At 70.6% G+C, this 16,472-nt stretch carries 14 protein-coding genes; 7 read left to right on the forward strand and 7 right to left on the reverse strand.

The features are described 5' to 3' along the window. Positions 1 to 10 precede the first annotated feature (10 nt). Positions 11 to 724 (reverse strand): type 1 glutamine amidotransferase, encoded by a 714-nt coding sequence (locus ACQUS7_RS09350; protein ID WP_435126565.1) that lies wholly within the window; start codon positions 722 to 724, stop codon positions 11 to 13. Between the two features lie 108 nt (positions 725 to 832). Then, positions 833 to 1,612, reverse strand: coding sequence for an alpha/beta fold hydrolase (locus ACQUS7_RS09355; RefSeq protein ID WP_435126562.1), 780 nt, complete (start codon positions 1,610 to 1,612; stop codon positions 833 to 835). Positions 1,613 to 1,794: 182 nt separating this feature from the next. Here ACQUS7_RS09355 and ltaE point away from each other — a divergent pair, with 182 nt between their 5' ends. Further along, on the forward strand, positions 1,795 to 2,820 hold the full coding sequence (ltaE, locus tag ACQUS7_RS09360; RefSeq protein WP_435146575.1) for a low-specificity L-threonine aldolase: 1,026 nt from the start codon (positions 1,795 to 1,797) through the stop codon (positions 2,818 to 2,820). A 51-nt stretch (positions 2,821 to 2,871) separates the two neighbouring features. Here ltaE and ACQUS7_RS09365 read toward each other — a convergent pair whose 3' ends face one another. Continuing rightward, positions 2,872 to 5,622 carry a GAF domain-containing protein gene (locus tag ACQUS7_RS09365; protein ID WP_435146577.1) on the reverse strand — a complete coding sequence of 917 codons (2,751 nt, stop codon included), beginning with the start codon at positions 5,620 to 5,622 and terminating at the stop codon, positions 2,872 to 2,874. Between the two features lie 119 nt (positions 5,623 to 5,741). Here ACQUS7_RS09365 and alaS point away from each other — a divergent pair, with 119 nt between their 5' ends. Then, entirely contained in the window at positions 5,742 to 8,516 is a 2,775-nt protein-coding gene (gene alaS / locus ACQUS7_RS09370; RefSeq protein WP_435146579.1) for an alanine--tRNA ligase, read from the forward strand. A 61-nt stretch (positions 8,517 to 8,577) separates the two neighbouring features. Here alaS and ACQUS7_RS09375 read toward each other — a convergent pair whose 3' ends face one another. Next, positions 8,578 to 8,757, reverse strand: coding sequence for a hypothetical protein (locus ACQUS7_RS09375; RefSeq protein WP_435126551.1), 180 nt, complete (start codon positions 8,755 to 8,757; stop codon positions 8,578 to 8,580). 176 nt (positions 8,758 to 8,933) lie between these two features. Between ACQUS7_RS09375 and ACQUS7_RS09380 the strand changes: the two genes are divergently transcribed. From ACQUS7_RS09380 to ACQUS7_RS09395, 4 genes are all read left to right on the forward strand, one after another. Continuing rightward, complete coding sequence (locus ACQUS7_RS09380) at positions 8,934 to 10,052, forward strand: tRNA (guanine(26)-N(2))-dimethyltransferase (protein ID WP_435126548.1); 1,119 nt, start codon at positions 8,934 to 8,936, stop codon at positions 10,050 to 10,052. Positions 10,053 to 10,212: 160 nt separating this feature from the next. Next, the gene (locus tag ACQUS7_RS09385) at positions 10,213 to 11,535 is read left to right on the forward strand and encodes a YihY/virulence factor BrkB family protein (RefSeq protein ID WP_435146582.1); all 1,323 of its coding nucleotides are present in this window, start codon (positions 10,213 to 10,215) and stop codon (positions 11,533 to 11,535) included. An 8-nt stretch (positions 11,536 to 11,543) separates the two neighbouring features. Further along, on the forward strand, positions 11,544 to 12,683 hold the full coding sequence (locus ACQUS7_RS09390; protein ID WP_435146584.1) for a phosphatase PAP2 family protein: 1,140 nt from the start codon (positions 11,544 to 11,546) through the stop codon (positions 12,681 to 12,683). A gap of 90 nt (positions 12,684 to 12,773) precedes the next feature. After that, positions 12,774 to 13,580 carry a DUF1801 domain-containing protein gene (locus ACQUS7_RS09395; protein ID WP_435146586.1) on the forward strand — a complete coding sequence of 269 codons (807 nt, stop codon included), beginning with the start codon at positions 12,774 to 12,776 and terminating at the stop codon, positions 13,578 to 13,580. Between the two features lie 75 nt (positions 13,581 to 13,655). Here the strand turns inward: ACQUS7_RS09395 and ACQUS7_RS09400 are convergent, their stop codons facing one another. Both ACQUS7_RS09400 and glnA read right to left on the reverse strand, forming a co-directional pair. Beyond that, positions 13,656 to 14,090: a hypothetical protein gene (locus ACQUS7_RS09400; RefSeq protein ID WP_435146588.1), complete on the reverse strand. Its 435-nt coding sequence runs from the start codon at positions 14,088 to 14,090 to the stop codon at positions 13,656 to 13,658. Between the two features lie 185 nt (positions 14,091 to 14,275). Beyond that, a complete protein-coding gene (glnA, locus tag ACQUS7_RS09405; RefSeq protein WP_435126535.1) occupies positions 14,276 to 15,655 on the reverse strand; it encodes a type I glutamate--ammonia ligase in 1,380 nt (459 codons plus the stop codon). 126 nt (positions 15,656 to 15,781) lie between these two features. On the opposite strand from glnA, the gene lrp reads away from it, so the two are divergent. Next, complete coding sequence (gene lrp / locus ACQUS7_RS09410) at positions 15,782 to 16,240, forward strand: HTH-type transcriptional regulator Lrp (RefSeq protein ID WP_435126532.1); 459 nt, start codon at positions 15,782 to 15,784, stop codon at positions 16,238 to 16,240. A 38-nt stretch (positions 16,241 to 16,278) separates the two neighbouring features. Here the strand turns inward: lrp and ACQUS7_RS09415 are convergent, their stop codons facing one another. After that, positions 16,279 to 16,431, reverse strand: a complete 153-nt coding sequence (locus ACQUS7_RS09415; protein ID WP_435126530.1) for a hypothetical protein — start codon at positions 16,429 to 16,431, stop codon at positions 16,279 to 16,281. Positions 16,432 to 16,472 lie beyond the last annotated feature (41 nt).

Consider the following 16,472-nt stretch of genomic DNA (forward strand, 5'->3'; position numbering starts at 1 on the left):
GCCGCAGCGGTCAGGCTTCGGCGCCAGCGGCGTCGGCCTCGTCGCGGACGCGGCGGCAGAACGACGTGAAGTTGTCGAACAGCTGTTTTGCCTCGCAGGCGGCGTCGTAGCGCTCCGGGTCGATGTCGGCGAGGACGGCGTCGACTTTCTCGTCGCCGATGCGGTCGCGTTTCCCGTCGGCGACGTCGCGAGCCGTCTCCACGTCGTACTCGGGATGGAACTGGACGCCCCAGCAGCGGCCCTTTCGGAACGCGTGGACGCCGAACTCGTTGCGGGCGAGCAGCTCCGCGCCGGGCGGCAGGTCGACGACGGCGTCGCCGTGGGTCGTGAACACGGTGAACCGGTCGTCGATGCCGTCGAACAGTTCGTCGTCGTCCACCTGCTCGATTTCGTTGTAGCCGATTTCGAAGTCGTCCATGCCGGCGACGCGGCCGCCGAGCGCCTCCGCGACGACCTGGTGGCCGTAGCAGACGCCGAGCACCGGGAGTCCGCGGTCGGCGGCGTCGCCGACCCAGTCGACGAGCGGCGGAATCCACTCGTCGTCCCAGTACACCGACGACCGCGACCCGGTGATGACGACGCCGTCGAACCCGAAGTGGTCCGGGAGGTCGCCCGCGTTCACGTCGAACTCCGCGAGGTCGGCGTCGAGTTCGCGCCGGAAGTTCCGCGCCGTGTTCTCGTCGTCCTCCGCTGCGTTCAGCAGCGCGAGCCGAAGCCGTGTCATTACCGAGGATGGGCGGCTCGGCACCATAGGGCTTGCGTCGCCCCGCATCGCCTGCCGCCGTCTCGAACGCCGCGCGAACGCCGGCCTCACGTCGCCGGCCGGCACCGCTCACTCGTCGGTGTGTTCGTCGAGAAACGCCAGCAGGTGGTCGTTCACGACGCGGCTGTGCTCGACGTTCGCGAGGTGGCCGGCGCCGTCGACCGGGACGTGCTCGCCGCGCGGCAGCCCCGCCGCCAGCTCCTCCCCTTTCGTCGGCGGGCAGACGGCGTCCTCGGTGCCGTGCAGCACCAGCGTCGGCGTCGTCAGCTCGTACAGCCGGTCGGAGACGTCGAAGTCGTCGAGCGCGCCCTTGGCGGCCGTCCAGGCGTCGCGGTCGGCGTCCTCGGCGCCGCGCCACTCCACCATCCGGGCGACGTCGTCCGGCTGCCGGTCGAAGAAGTCGGCTGACAGCGCCGCCTCCAGCGACCGGTGGAGCGCCTCCGGGTCTGACGGGTCCGCCCACAGCGCGTCCGCGTCGATACCCCGGCCGGACGCCGCGGCTCCGACGAGCGTCAGCGTCTCGGCGCGGCCCTCCGAGAGCGCGATGCGCATCGCGAGCGCCGCGCCGAAGCCGACGCCGACGAAGTGCGCCGAGTCGACGCCGGCGTCCGCCAGCACCGCGTCAACGTCGCCGACGAGGTCCGCCATCGTCCACGGCGCCGGCGGCGCGCCCGACTCGTCGGTGCCGCGAGTCGCCGGCACCACCGCCTCGTACGGGCCGGCGACCCGGGCGTGCTGCCACCCCCACTGCCACGGCCCCAGCCCGATTTCGCCGAGGAACACCACGGGCTCCCCGCTCCCGTCCGACTCGTAGTAGACGTCGACTCCGTCGTGCGTAGCGTACGGCACTACGTCGACGTTCGCGGCGACTCGGCTTGTATTCCGCGGCTCCGGCCGTCGCTCCGACCCCGGCCGTGGCTCCGGGCCGCCGCGCCGTGTCCGACTGCGACTCCGGCCCCGCGCGGGCGACGAATCAGCAACGACGCAGGGGGACCGCGCGATATTTCCGCGGCGCCGCCGCATCGGTTCGTATGATCGACTTCCGGTCCGACACCGTGACGAAGCCGTCGGCGGCGATGCGCGACGCGGCCCGCGACGCCGACGTCGGCGACGACGTCTACCGCGACGACCCGTCCGTCAACGAACTGGAGCGGCGCGCCGCCGACCTCGTCGGGATGGAGGCGGCGCTGTTCGTGCCGTCCGGGACGATGGGGAACCAGATCGCGATTCGGACGCACACCGACCGCGGCGAGGAGCTGCTGTGCGACGAGCAGGCGCACGTCTACAAGTGGGAGCTCGGCGGCATCCCGCAGCTCTCGCAGGTGCAGCCGCGGATTCTGGACGCCGGCGAGCGCTGCGTCCCGACGGCCGAGCAGGTCCGCGACGGCTTCGTCGAGGAGGACCTCCACCGCCCCGGTACGGGGCTGCTGTGTCTCGAAAACACGCACAACTCCCGCGGCGGCGTCGCCGTCCCGAAAGCCCACGTCGACGAGGCCGCGCGGGCCGCACGCGACCTCGGCGTCCCGGTCCACCTCGACGGCGCCCGGTTCCTGAACGCCTGCGTCGCCCTCGACGTCGAGCCGGCGGCGATGACCGAACACGTCGACTCCGTCATGTTCTGCCTGTCGAAGGGGCTCGGCGCCCCCGTCGGCTCCGTCCTCTGCGGCACCGAGGAGTACGTCGACCGGGCGCGCCGCGTCCGGAAGCTGTTCGGCGGCGCGATGCGGCAGGCCGGCATCGTCGCCGCGCCGGGGCTCGAAGCGCTGGAGAACGTCGACCGGCTCGCCGACGACCACGCCAACGCCGAGCGGCTCGCCGACGGCCTGAACGACGTCGACGGCCTCTCCGCGTCCGACCCGGACACCAACATCGTGATGGTGAACAGCGAGGACGCCGGGCTCACCGGCGAGGAGCTCTCGGCGGCGTGCAAGGAGCGCGGCGTCTCCTTCTCCGCGTTCGGCGACTACACCTGCCGGCTCTGCACCCACCTCGACGTCGACCGCGACGACGTCGACGAGGCGCTCGACCGCATCGGCGACGTCGTCGCCGACGCCTGAGGCCGCGCCGAACGAGCGGCGAAGCCGTCACCCGACGGTGAACCGCGCCGCTCAGTCGAAGGTGAATCGGAAGCAGGCGCCGCCGTCGTCGCTGTCGCCGAGTTCGACGGTCCAGCCGTGCGCCTCGGCGATGCGGCGGACGATGGGGAGCCCGAAGCCGGTCCCCTCCTCGCTGGTGGTGACGCCGGCTTCGAAGACGCGGTCGCGCTGGTCGGCGGGGACGCCGGGGCCGTCGTCGCAGACCGCGAAGCCGTCGGCGTCCGCGAGCGACTCCACCCGGATTTCGGCGTCGCTGCCGGCGTGCTCGACGGCGTTCCGGAACAGGTTCTCGAACAGTTCGTGCAGCCGGTCCTCGTCGGCCGGCACCTCGGCGTCGACGTCGACGTGCAGCGTCGCGTCGGCGGTGTCGACGTGCGCCCACGCCTCCCGGGCGACGCCGCTCAGGTCGACGGGCTCCGGGTCGCCGACGACGCGGCCCTCGCGGGCGAGCGCGAGCAGGTCCTCGATGAGGTTCCGCATCCGCTCGATGGCGTCCGCGACCGTGTCGAGGTGCGCCTCGTCCCCGGTTTCGCGCGCCAGTTCGAGGTAGCCCTCCGCGATGGAGATGGGGTTGCGGAGGTCGTGGCTGACGACGGACGCGAACTCGTCGAGCCGCTCGTTCTGCCGTTCGAGCGCGCGTTCGCGCTCCTTCCGCTCGGTGATGTCGGAGTAGATGGCGTAGCCGCGGACGTTCTGTTCGCCGAGCGTCAGCGGCACGACGTACATCAGGAAGTCGCGGACGCCGTCGGCGGTGCGGCGCCGGCACTCCCGGCGGACGTTGTCGCCGCGGCGGAGCCGTTCGTTCAGTTCGTCGGCCTGCTCTGCGGCGTCCTCCGGGACGAGGAAGTCGTCGACGTTCGCGCCGACGACGTCGTCGGCGTCGTAGCCGAACGTCTCTTCGAAGGCGCTGTTGACCGAGCGCGCGATCGGCTTGCCGTCCACCATCTCGAAGGAGACGGCGGCGTCCGGGATGTTCTCGAACAGCGCCGACAGCCGGTCGCGTTCGGCGCGCAGGTCCTCCTCCGCCCGCACCCGTTCGAGCGACACCGCGACGTGCGTCATCAGAAGCTCCGCCCGGTTCAGGTCGTCCTCGTCGAACGCGTCGTACTCCGTCGACACCGCCTGGAACACGCCGAGGTCGCCGACCGGGACGCTGATTCCCGACCGGTACTCGGGCCGCGCCGGGTCGGCGTCCTCGTGTTCGTCCACGCGGTCGACGAGCGACGACTCGCCGGTCCGCAGCGTCTTCCCGCTGAGCCCCTCGGAGACGTGCATCGGCCGCGCGGCGTTCTCGGGGCTGCCCGCCGACTCCGCGACCGGGACGAGCACGTCGCCGTCGCGGAGCAGCAGCGTCGACTTCTCCAGCGACAGGACGTCCTCGACGACGTCGATGGTGCGGTCGAGCAACTCCTGCTCGGTTTCGGCGGCGGCGACCGTCGCGCTCGCGGCGTGCAGCCGTTCGATGACGCGGCGGGACTCCCGCAGCGCCGCCTCCGACCGGATGCGTTCGAGCGTCGCCGTCACGTACGAGACGAGTAGCTCAGCGAGTTCGAGGTCGCGGTCGTCGAACGAGCCTGCGCTGTCCTTGACGGCCTGGAAGACGGCGTCGTCGCCGACCGGGACGCTGAGCAGCGACCGGGAGTGGCCGGCGTCCGCGTCGCTGGACTCGGCGACCGGGTGGTCGTAGACGTCCTCGACGACGAACGACCGGCCGGTCTCGTGGGTCCGGGCGACCACGCCGAAGTCCAGCGGCACCGACTCGGGCGCGTCCGGGTCGGACGTCGCCGCCATCGCGAACCGGTCGTCCTCGGCGACGAGCAGGTACGACCGGTCGAACGCGAGCACGCGCTCGGCGATGTCGACGGTCAGCCCGAACAGGTCGTCGCGGGACTCCGCGTCGATGAGCTCCGGCGCCGCCTCGTGCAGCTCCGTCACGGTGCGCTGCCGGCTCCGGAGGTCGGCCTCCGCGCGCAGCCGGCCGTACGCCTGCCCGACGTGCGTCGCGAGCAGTTCGGCGAGTTCGAGGTCGCGGGCCGTGAAGGCGTTCGGCGTCGCCGACGCGGCCTGCAGGACGCCGCTGTCGCCGACCGGGACCGACACCAGCGACCGGATTTCGCCGTACGGGTCGGCGACGACGTCGCTGTCGGCGGTGTCGGCGACGAGCCGTGACTTCCCGGTGCGGTACGTCTCGCCGGCGACGCCCTCGTCGAGGTCGACGCGGTCGCCCTTCGGCCAGTCGGAGTCGCCGACGCGGGCCTTCGTCAGGAAGCTGTCGCCGTCGCGGACGCCGACCCAGCACTGGTCGAACGCGAGCACGCGGTCGGCGGCGTCGGCGGTGCGGTCGAACAGCTCCTCGATGCTGCGGCACGCCGCGATGCTAGCGGCGCTGTCGTGGAGCCGGGTGACGCGGCGCCGGGTTCGCTGCAGCTGGAGCCGCGTCTCGCCGTCGAGCGCCTGCCTGACCTCCCGGAGCAGGGCGTCGACCGGGTCGTCGCTGTCGAGCGCGAAGCCGTCGACGTACGTCGCGGCCGGCGGCTCCGCGCCGAACGCGACGACGGGCGCGCCGGCCGCGTCGAGCGCGTCGACCGCGTCGGCGTCGAGGTCGACGTCCCCGGCGAGGACGGCCGCGTCGGGGCGCAGCGACCTGACCGCGTCGGCGACGTCGCCCGGGTCGACGAGCTCCGCGGTGACGTCGCGGGCCGCGAGCGCCCGCGCGACGCCGGTGTCCGCGCCCGCGACGAGAATCGTGAGTGGGCTGTTCATGGGGAGTACCCCCGGTTCTGTCGTACGTTGCCGAACGGAGCCATAAGAATGTCGGTCGGCGAAGTGGTCCGCGCCGTCCCCGGAACCCTTTTGCACGGTGACGGGAGAATTTGTCCGTAATGAGCGACCTCACCGCGGAGTATCGTCTCGACTACTTCGAGGAAGAAGGGTTCACGCGGACGGAGTGCGCCTCCTGCGGGGACCACTTCTGGAGCCGCGACTCCGAGCGGGAGCTGTGCGGGGAGCCGCCGTGTGAGGACTACTCCTTCATCGACGACCCCGGCTTCGACGAGCAGTACACGCTGGAGGAGATGCGCGAAGCGTTCCTGTCGTACTTCGAAGCGCACGGCCACGAACGCATCGAGCCGTACCCGGTCGCCGCGAACCGGTGGCGCGACGACGTGCTGTTGACGCAGGCCTCTATCTACGACTTCCAGCCGCTCGTCACGTCCGGCGAGACGCCGCCGCCGGCGAACCCGCTGTGCGTCAGCCAGCCGTGCATCCGGATGCAGGACATCGACAACGTCGGGAAGACCGGCCGGCACACCATGGCGTTCGAGATGATGGCGCACCACGCGTTCAACGCCCGCGAGGAGGTCGGCGACGAGTACGCCTACTCCGGCGAAGTGTACTGGAAGGACGAAACCGTCCGGTACTGCGACGGCCTGTTCGAGGAGATGGGCGCCGACCTCGACGAGATTACGTACATCGAGGACCCGTGGGTCGGCGGCGGCAACGCCGGCCCCGCCATCGAAGTCATCTACAAGGGCGCCGAGCTGGCGACGCTCGTCTTCATGTCGATGGAGCAGGACCCCGACGGCGACTACGAACTGAAGGACGGCAACACGTACTCGAAGATGGACACGTACATCGTCGACACCGGCTACGGGCTGGAGCGATGGACGTGGATGAGCCAGGGGACGCCGACCGTCTACGAGTCCGTCTACCCGGACGCCATCGAGTTCCTGAAGGAGAACGCCGGCGTCGACCTCACCGACGAGGAGGAGACGCTGGTCCACCGCGCCTCGAAGCTCTCCGGCCACCTCGACATCGACGAGGTGGAGGACGTCGACGCCGCCCGCGACAACATCGCCGACAAGCTCGACGTCGAGACGGAGCGGCTCACCGAGCTGCTCCGGCCGCTCGAAGACATCTACGCCATCGCCGACCACTGCCGGACGCTCGCGTACATGTTCGGCGACGAAATCGTCCCGTCGAACGTCGGCACCGGCTACCTCGCCCGGATGGTGCTCCGCCGGACGAAGCGGCTCGTCGACAACGTCGGCGTCGACGCCCCGCTCGACGAACTGGTGGACATGCAGGCCGAGCGGCTCGGCTACGAGAACCGCGACACCATCCGCGACATCGTCCGCACCGAGGTCGAGAAGTACCGCGAGACGCTCGAACGCGGCGGCCGGAAGGTGGAGGCGCTCGCCGACGAGTACGCCGGCACCGGCGACCCGATTCCGGTCGAAGAGCTCATCGAGCTGTACGACAGCCACGGCATCCAGCCCGACATGGTCCGCGAAATCGCGGAGGAGCGCGGCGCCTCCGTCCAGGTCCCCGACGACTTCTACGGGCTGGTCGCGGCGCGCCACGACTCCGCCGAGGCGTTCGACGGCGACGATGAGGGCGACGAGCGGCTCGCCGACCTCCCGAAGACGGAGCGGCTGTACTACGACGACCAGGAGCGCACCGACTTCGAGGCGGTCGTGCTCGACGTGTTCGAACGCGACGGCGGCTTCGACGTCGTGCTCGACCAGACCATGTTCTACCCGGAGGGCGGCGGGCAGCCCGCCGACCGCGGGACGCTGTCCACCGACGACGCGACCGTCGAGGTCGAGGACGTCCAGATCCGCGACGGCGTCATCCTCCACCGCACCGACGAGGACCCCGGGAAGGGCGAGTTCGTCCGCGGCCACGTCGACGCGGAGCGCCGCGGCCGCCTGATGCGGCACCACACCGCGACGCACGTCATCGGGCACGCCGCCCGGCAGGTGCTCGGCGAACACGTCCGGCAGGCCGGCGCGCAGAAAGGCATCGAGTCCTCGCGGCTCGACCTGACCCACTACGACCGCATCAGCCGCGAGGAGGTGAAGGAGATCGAGCGCGTCGCGAACGACCTGATTCGGCAGAACCTCCCGGTGAAACAGGAGTGGCCGGACCGCCACGCCGCCGAGTCCGAGTACGGCTTCGACCTGTATCAGGGCGGCATCCCGCCGGGCGAGGAGATTCGCGTCATCAAGGTCGGCAGCGACGTGCAGGCGTGCGGCGGCACCCACGTCGCTCACACCGGCGACATCGGCACCGTCAAAGTCCTGAAAACCGAGCCGGTGCAAGACGGCGTCGAGCGCGTCGTGTTCGCCGCCGGCGAGGCGGCGCTCGACGCCACCCACCGCACCGAGGACGCGCTGTACGACGCCGCCGACGTGCTCGACGTCGACCCGCAGGACGTCCCGGAGACCGCAGAGCGGTTCTTCACGGAGTGGAAGGAGCGCGGGAAGACCATCGACCGGCTGAAAGAGGAGCTCGCCGAGCTGCGCGCCGAGTCCGGCGGCGAGGAGGTCGACGTCGACGGCGCCACGGCGGTCGTCCAGCGGATGGACGCCGACACCGACGAGCTCCGCGCCACCGCGAACGCGCTGGTCGACGACGGCAAGGTCGCCGTGCTCGGCTCCGGCGCCGGCGACGCGGCGACGTTCGTCGTCGGCGTCCCGGACGACGTCGCCGTGAACGCCGGCGACCTCGTCGGCGAACTCGCGGGCCGAGTCGGCGGCGGCGGCGGCGGCCCGCCGGACTTCGCGCAGGGCGGCGGCCCGAACGTCGACGCGCTCGACGACGCGCTCGACGACGTCCCGTCGCTGCTCAGGCAGAAACTCGGCGCCGACTCCTGACCGGCGACGTCGACGCCGAACTCCCGCCTGTCGACGCCCCGCCCACTCGCGCTCGTCGCCGTCACCGCGGCGACAGCAGCCCGTCACACGCCGGGCACCGGTCGTGTCCGGCGCCGGCGAGTTCGACGACCCGCTTCCGGTAGCAGTCCTGACAGACGAGCGTCCCGCAGTTCTCGCACTCGTATCCGTCGTACGACGCCAGCCCGAGCAGCGCCGCGATTCCGCCCGTCTTCGCGTCCATGGCCCGGCCACACCGGGTGCACTCCGGCGGCATCGGTCCGGGCTACGCCCGACGGCGACAAAGGAGTGTTCGCCGACGGCGACGCCGTCGAACGAGCGGCAGCGCCGACTCGACGAAGAACCGGGGCGTCGAGGAGTCCGCGTCGCTTATCCGGCCGAGCGCCGCAGCTAGCCACCATGAACATCACGGAGGGCGGCGTCACCGTCGAGGTGGCGGAGGCGCGCGACGGCGCCAGCGAAGGGAGCGGCGAGGACGTGTTCTACAACCCGGAGATGGAGCTGAACCGGGACGTCACCGTCGCCGCGCTCCGCGCGTACGGCGACCGGGAGCCCCGCGCAGAGACGTACCTCGACGCGATGGCGGCCTCCGGGGTCCGCGGCACCCGCGCCGCCGCGGAGGGGTGGGACGTCACCTGCGCCGACGTCGACGCGGACGCGGTGGCGCTCGCCGACCGGAACCTCGCGGACTACCAGGGCTGCGGCGCCGTCCAGCGCGACGTGAACGCGCTGCTGCACGAGGACTTCTTCGACGTCGTCGACCTCGACCCGTACGGGTCGCCGATGCCGTTCGCGGACGCCGCCGTCGCCGGCACCCGGAACCTGCTGTGTGCCACCGCGACCGACACGGCGCCGCTGTGCGGCGCGCACTTCGACGCCGGCGTCAGGCGCTACTCCGCCGTGCCGCGGAACACCGACTACCACGCCGAGATGGGGCTGCGAATCCTGATTTCGGCGCTGGTGCGGCGCGCGGCGAGCCGCGACAAGGCCGCGCGGCCGGTGCTGTCGCACGTCTCGCGGCACTACGCCCGTACTTACCTCGAGCTGGACGCCTCCGCCTCCGCCGCCGACGACTGCATCGACGAGCTCGGCCACGTCTACCACTGCCAGGACTGCCTCGAACGCGACGCCGAACGCGGCCTCGTCGCCGACCCGCCCGGCGACTGCCCGCACTGCGGCTCCGCGCGGCTCGTCACCGCCGGGCCGCTGTGGCTCGGCCCGGTCGCCGACCACGAGTTCGCGGCGGCCGCCCGCGACGAACTCACCGACGACATGGGCGAGGTGAAGCGCGCCCGGAAACTGCTCGGCGCCGTCGCCGACGAACTCGACACGCCGACGCACTACGACCAGCACCGGCTCTGCGAGCTGTGGGGCCGTCCGGCGCGCGGCATGGACGAGTTCGTCGACGCGCTCCGTGACGCCGGCTACGACGCCTCCCGGGCGCACTACTCCGGCACCGCCGTGAAGACGACCGCCTCCGTCGCGGAGATGCGCGAGGCGACCGCCGACCTCGCCTGACCGACATGCGGAGGACGTCCCGCGGCGACCTGGCGGTGACCGGAGCCGTCCGGTGCCGATTCGGGAGCCGTCCGGGGACAGTCAGCGAGCAGACAGGAGCCAGTCCGGGCGCGTCCGGGAAGCCCGGGCTTTGAAGCGCCAGTCCGCCGAACAGTGGGTCGTGTTCGACAGCCTCGACGGCCGCGCGGGCCGGTTCGCTGCGGGGGTTCGCGCGGTGGCGGCGACGACGTCAGAGCAGGACGTGACGTTCCTGGCGGCCGCGGTCGCGTACTACGGATTCGTCTCGCTGTTGCCGGCGGCTGTGCTGGCGCTCGTCGTCGCCACGGCGGTCGGCGGCGAGCAGCTGGCGCAGGTCGTGGTGGCCGCCAGCGGCGACCTGCTCACGCCGGCGGGGCAGGAGCTGCTGGTGAACGCGCTCCGGGGCGGCGCGGGGCGGAGCGGCGCGACCGCGTTCAGTCTGGCGCTGGCGGTGTGGGGTGCGCTGAAGGTGTTCCGCGGCGTCGACACGGCGTTCGCGAACATCTACGGCGTCGTGGAGTCGCCGGGGCTCGTCGACCAGCTCAAAGACTCCGCGGTCGTCGCGGTGTCCGTCGTCGCGAGCGTCGCCGTGATGGTCGGCATCGGCAGCGTCGTCGCGGCGCTCGAGCTCGGCGTGCTCCTCGAAGTCGCGAGCATCCTGGTGCTGCCGGCCGTGTTGACCGCGGCGTTCCTGCCGATGTACTACTTCTTCCCGGAGCCGCGGGTCGGGCTGCGGGAGGTGCTCCCGGGCGCCCTGTTCGCCGGCGTCGGCTGGACCGTGCTGCAGGCGGCGTTCCAGGCGTACCTGGAGTTCCAGGCCGCGGGGAGCGGGACGAAAGCCGACGTGTACGGCGTCATCGGCGGCGTCCTGCTGTTCGTGACGTGGCTGTACCTCGCCGGGATCGTCGTGCTCGTCGGCGTCGTCGTCAACGTCGTCTTGACCCCGCACCGGTCGCCCGGCCACGACGACGGAGCCGGCGGAATCGGGGCGCAGGGAGCCGGAGGCGACGCTTCGGCGGTCAGCGACGGCGGAGACCGGCACGGTAAAGGGGGAGACGCGCGTGCCGGGGAACGAATGACCGACGCCGAGGACGACCGCGACGAGCCGGCGCCCGACATCGCGGACCTCGAACGGCGCGTCGCGGAGCTCCGCGCGGAGCTGGACGACCTCGACGGGCGGACCGTGGAGAAACCGGCGCTGGAGGACGAACTGAAACGCTACGTCCGCGGCCGGATGCGTCGCGGCCACGCCCGCGGCTGGGGGCCGTACCTCGTGTTGCTGTACGGCGTCGTGCTGACGCTCGGCGCGTTCGTCTACGAGGACGGCTGGTTCGCCATCGGCGCGATGGTCGTGCTGTTCCTGTCGACGCTCGGGCTGTACGTGCTGTTCGTGCTGGTCGGCCTCGGCCTGAATCTGCTCGACGTCCCCGGGAAGGCGCTCGACGCCGTCCGGGGGCGGCGGTGAGGTGACGGATGCACGGCCTCGGCGTTCCGGAATTGGTCGCCGGCCTCCCCGGCTGGGTGGTCGTCGTCGCCGCGGCGCTCACGCAGCTCGGCGACGCCTGGTTCATCTACCTGTCGTTCGGGCTGCTGTACTGGCTCGGTGACCGCCGGGTCGCCGCGAACCCGCGCCGCGTCGGCGCGACGCTCATCGCGGTCGCCATCGGCGCGCTCGCGGTCACGGTCGGTCTGAAGAGCCTGTTCGCGCTGCCGCGGCCGCCGGGCGCGTCGACCGCGCCGGCGCCGACGTGGCTCCCGACGCTGCTCGCGGTCGTCTTCGAGAACGCCGCGACCGGCGACGGCTTCGGCTTCCCGTCCGGGCACGCCATCGCCGCGACGATGTGTTACGGCGGGCTCGCGACGTTCCTCGACGTCTGGGACCGCCGGCGCCGCTGGACCGCCGCCGGCGCCGTCATCGGCGTCGTCGGCCTGACGCGGCTCCTGCTCGGCGTCCACCACCTGCTCGACGTCGTCGCCGGCGTCGTCGCCGGCGCCGCCGCGCTGTGGCTGTTCGGCCGCGTCGCCCGCTCCGGGTTCGTCCCGCACCCCGACCGGCCGTTCTTCCTGGCGGGCTGTCTCGGCGTCGTCGCGGCCGCGGTCGCCGCCGCCGGCGGCCACGGCACCGAACTCGTCGAAGCCGGCGTCGCGGCCGGCGGCGGCTTCGGCGGCTACGCCGTCTGGCGGCTCCGCGGCACCGAAACCGCGCCGGTGTCCCGCGTCGACACCGCCGTCGGACTCGGCGTCGTCGCGGCGCTGTTCGTCACCGCCGCCTTCGTGGCCAGCGTCGGCCTCCCGTACGTCTTCGGCGTCGTCCCGGACACGCCGCCGTACCGGCTGCTCGCGGTGGTCCCGCTGTCGTTCGGCGCCGTCGCGCTCATCGTCGCGTGGCCCACCGTCGTCAGCCGCGTCCGCGACGTCGACGCGGACTCGGACGCCGACGCGGAACCAGCGAACGACGACGGTGACAGCGCGGCCGACGACGCAGAGCAGGCCGGCGGCGACGACGCGGAGTCGGGCGACGTCGACGCCGACGGCGACAGCGACGTCAACAGCGACGCCGACGGCGACAGCGACGACGCGGAGTCGGCCGACGGCGACGAGGCCGAGCGGTAGTCACGTCTCGCGACAGCGACAACACGCGAATCGGGCTGACGGGGGCCGAGGAAATCTTGATGCCCTCACACAGCCTACAGAAGCGGGACTATGAGCGCGTCCGCCCCGGTTTCGGCCCAGCAGGTATCCGAACTCGTGATGGAGAACCGAGTGATCAGAGCGCCCGACTACAGCAAAGCCCACGACGAGGGCGTCCAGTTCACGGACCGAGAGCGGGGGCTTCAGTGGGGGGCCGACGTCGTTCCAGCCTTACTGGGTCTCTTCCGGGTCGAACGAGACCCGCGGGACGACCACACCGACAGTTGGGTCGGCTTCGCTCGCCACTGGCGAGGCGGGACGCTGCGCCTGGAGTTCGACCTGTTCTCGGAGGGCGAAGAGTCCGACCCGGTCGTGGTCGTGACCGCGATAACGGGGCGGGCAGGAGCCAACTCCATCGTGGACGAGGACTTCGGTGACGTCGAACTCCCAGACCGGGTTCCGTCGGAGACGGAATGGACCGACCGCGAAAAGCGGTACCAGGCGGCGCGGAGGGCGGATGACAGTGACGGGTCAGCAGCGGTCGCGGCGTTCGTCGCATCGCTGCCGGGGTGGAAGCGCACGGTCGCGGCGCAGTTCGACGAGATACTCCAGCGGGAAGTGCCCGAGGTACGCCGTGCCGTGAAGTGGCACCAGCCGTTCTACGGCGTCGAAGACAGGGGGTGGTTCGCGTCGTTCAGCGCGTTCTCGAACCACGTGAAACTCGCGTTCGTGTGCGAATCGTACCTCGACCCGAGACCGCCAAGCGGGACCGGGCCGGAGAGACAGGCCCTAGACGTGGAGGAAGCGGACACGCTGGACGAAGAGCAGGTCGCTTCCTGGGTCCGTCAAGCCGCAGACAATCCCGGGATGGGCTGGTGATAGACTCCCGGGATGGGCTGGTGAGCGGCTCCAGTGTCGCCCCGAGGTTGGCCGCGTTTTCGAAGGGGTCCGAAGTTAGGTGGAGAAGTACCAGCCGAACAGCAGCGGGGAGACGAGGAGCGCGACCGGGACCGCGATCCAGACCTGCCCTGCGAGCACGTCGTACTGGCCGAGTGTGACCGAAACCGGCGTCCCCTCGACGTACCCCACGGCGAACTCGAAGCCGACGGTCAGCACCGTCCAGACCACGCCGACGAGGACGAGTTCGCTCCGTGTGTAGCCGATGGACGTCCACGAGAAATAGACGCCCGAGACGAGGAGTATCGCGGCGACGAGCAGCGCCGTGCTCAGCACGTGTCCCGCGTAGTCCCCGACACGGGGAATGAGTACTTTCTCCCGAAGCCCACCGTTGGCGACGGCGAGACCCGCCATCACCACCCAGACTCCCAGTGGGTACAGGAGGACGTTCAGCCGAATCGGGTCTCCTTCCACTCCGAGTACGGTTCCCATGCGAGCGCATTCCTCCGGGACGAGAAATCCACATCGGCGATTCTCACCGGGTGGCGTCGGTCGCCCCTGGCGGGACTCACCGCGGACCTCGAACACCGGCCGACCGGCTGTTCAGCGAGAGTCGCGGCGAGCCGGCAGCGCTTCCGCAGCGGCGCAAAAAGAACCGACTCGAAGCCGAGCGGTGTTCAGTACGTTTCGAGGTACTGGTCGAGCTCCCACTGGGAGACCTCGACGCGGTACTCGTCGTACTCGGCGGTCTTCGCCTCGATGAACTTCTCGGTGATGTGCTCGCCGAGGGCGTCCTGAACGACCTCGTCGTCTTTGAACTCCTCGACGGCCTCGCCGAGGTTCGACGGGAGCGTCGTGATGCCGTACTCGTCGCGTTTCTCGGCGTCGAACTCGTAGATGTTCTCGCGGACCGGGTCGTCGCAGTCCAGGCCGCGCTCGATGCCGTCGAGGCCGGCGTGGATGAGCGCCGCGAACGCGAGGTACGGGTTGCACGACGGGTCCGGGAAGCGCGCCTCGATGCGGGACGCCGACGGGACGCGGGCGGCCGGCTTCCGGATGAGCGCCGAGCGGTTCCGGTCGGACCAGGCGACGTAGACGGGCGCCTCGTAGCCCGGGACGAGCCGCTTGTAGCTGTTAACGGTCGGGTTCGTCACGGCCGCGATGGCGGGCGCGTGTTCGAGGATGCCGGCGGTGAACTGCTTGGCCTCCTCCGAGAGGTTGAACTCGTCGTCCTCGTCGTGGAACGCGTTCTCGCCGTCTTCGGTGAACAGCGAGATGTGCGTGTGCATCCCGGAGCCGTTGATGCGCGGAATCGGCTTCGGCATGAACGTCGCGTGGAGGTCGTGCTGAGCCGCGATGGCGCGGACGACCGTGCGGAACGTCCCGACGTTGTCGGCGGTCGTGAGCGCGTCGTCGTACTCGAAGTTGATCTCGTGTTGGCCCTCGGCGACCTCGTGGTGGCTGGCCTCGATTTCGAAGCCCATGTCCTCCAGGCCGTAGATGATGTCACGGCGCACGTCGGAGGCGAGGTCCTTCGGCGCGAGGTCGAAGTAGCCGCCGGCGTCGTTGGTTTTCGTGGTGGCGCGGCCGTCCTCGTCCTCCTCGAACAGGAAGAACTCCGGTTCCGGCGCGGCGTTGACCGTGAATCCCATGTCGGCGGCGCGGTCGAGCGCGTCCTTCAGGACGCGGCGCGGGTCGCCCTCGAACGGCTCGCCGGTGGACGTGTTGATGACGTCGCAGATGAGGCGAGCGGCGCCGCCTTCGCCCTCCTCGCGGGTGCGCCACGGGAGCACCGCGAACGTGCTCGGGTCCGGTTTGAGCCGCATGTCGGACTCCTGAATCCGCACGAAGCCGTCGATGGAGGAGCCGTCGAAGTAGATGCCCTCGGAGAACGCCTTTTCGGCCTGCGTGGCCGGGATGGAGACGTTCTTGACGGTGCCGAGGATGTCGGTGAACTGAAGCCGGAGGAAGTCGACTCCTTTCTCGTCGATCTCGTCGAGTACGCGCTGTTCTTCGGTGCTCAGGCCGCCGTCTGCTACCGTGTTTTCGTCCGTCATACCTTCTGACGTGTATCCGGTACACACCCAGTATAAAATCCTTGTCGGTCGGTGCAACCTTCCCCATCGAGCCGTTCGAGTGGACGTTCGTAAAATTCTAAACCCCCGGAGTCGTGGTTGGGTGTAATGACGTACGAAAACCTCGACGCCAAGCTAGTGAACGAACTGCTCGGGAACGGGCGGGCGAGCCTGCGCAGCCTCGCCGAAGAGCTCGACGTCTCCGTCACGACCGTGTCGAACCACCTCCGGGAACTCGAAGACGAAGGCGTCATCGAGGGGTACACGCCCCGCGTCAACTACGACCGGCTCGGCTACGACGTCACCGCCATCGTCCAGTTGAAAGTCGAGGGCGAGGCGCTTCCGGACATCACCGACCGCCTCGAAGACCAGAAGCAGATGGTGTCGGTGTACGAGGTGACCGGCGACTACGACGTCATCGCCATCGGGAAGTTCCGCGACACCGACGAGATGAACGAGGGCATCAAGGGGCTGCTGTCGGACACCGACATCCGCGAGACCAACACGTCGGTCGTGCTGAACACCGTCACGGAGAACGGGCAGTTCGAACTCGACGTCGACGAGTAAGCCGGGCGCGGCCCGCGCGGCGCCGGCACCGCCGGGCGCTACCCGAACAGTTCGGTGACGTCGTCCATGTCCGTCCGGCAGAACGGACAGCGGTACCTGGTGGAGAAGCCGCTCGACTGGGTCGTCGTCTTCGCTTCGAGTTCGTGCATCCCGATCTGACGCCCGCAGTCTGGACAGTGAACTTTCGGCACACCTGTGTCACTCGGTTGCACGGCCATAAAACTCATGACGC

Origin of the sequence: Halobaculum sp. P14 (assembly GCF_051195155.1) — an archaeon.
In the GTDB taxonomy this organism is placed as follows: Archaea; Halobacteriota; Halobacteria; order Halobacteriales; family Haloferacaceae; genus JBNTKA01.

What these genes read in the sequence shown, in the direction of transcription:
- ACQUS7_RS09350 (WP_435126565.1), bottom strand. Translation starts at nt 724, where the DNA reads ATGACACGGCTTCGGCTCGCGCTGCTGAACGCAGCGGAGGACGACGAG.
- ltaE (WP_435146575.1), top strand. Translation starts at nt 1,795, where the DNA reads ATGATCGACTTCCGGTCCGACACCGTGACGAAGCCGTCGGCGGCGATG.
- ACQUS7_RS09365 (WP_435146577.1), bottom strand. Translation starts at nt 5,622, where the DNA reads ATGAACAGCCCACTCACGATTCTCGTCGCGGGCGCGGACACCGGCGTC.
- alaS (WP_435146579.1), top strand. Translation starts at nt 5,742, where the DNA reads ATGAGCGACCTCACCGCGGAGTATCGTCTCGACTACTTCGAGGAAGAA.
- ACQUS7_RS09375 (WP_435126551.1), bottom strand. Translation starts at nt 8,757, where the DNA reads ATGGACGCGAAGACGGGCGGAATCGCGGCGCTGCTCGGGCTGGCGTCG.
- ACQUS7_RS09380 (WP_435126548.1), top strand. Translation starts at nt 8,934, where the DNA reads ATGAACATCACGGAGGGCGGCGTCACCGTCGAGGTGGCGGAGGCGCGC.
- ACQUS7_RS09390 (WP_435146584.1), top strand. Translation starts at nt 11,544, where the DNA reads ATGCACGGCCTCGGCGTTCCGGAATTGGTCGCCGGCCTCCCCGGCTGG.
- ACQUS7_RS09395 (WP_435146586.1), top strand. Translation starts at nt 12,774, where the DNA reads ATGAGCGCGTCCGCCCCGGTTTCGGCCCAGCAGGTATCCGAACTCGTG.
- ACQUS7_RS09400 (WP_435146588.1), bottom strand. Translation starts at nt 14,090, where the DNA reads ATGGGAACCGTACTCGGAGTGGAAGGAGACCCGATTCGGCTGAACGTC.
- glnA (WP_435126535.1), bottom strand. Translation starts at nt 15,655, where the DNA reads ATGACGGACGAAAACACGGTAGCAGACGGCGGCCTGAGCACCGAAGAA.
- lrp (WP_435126532.1), top strand. Translation starts at nt 15,782, where the DNA reads ATGACGTACGAAAACCTCGACGCCAAGCTAGTGAACGAACTGCTCGGG.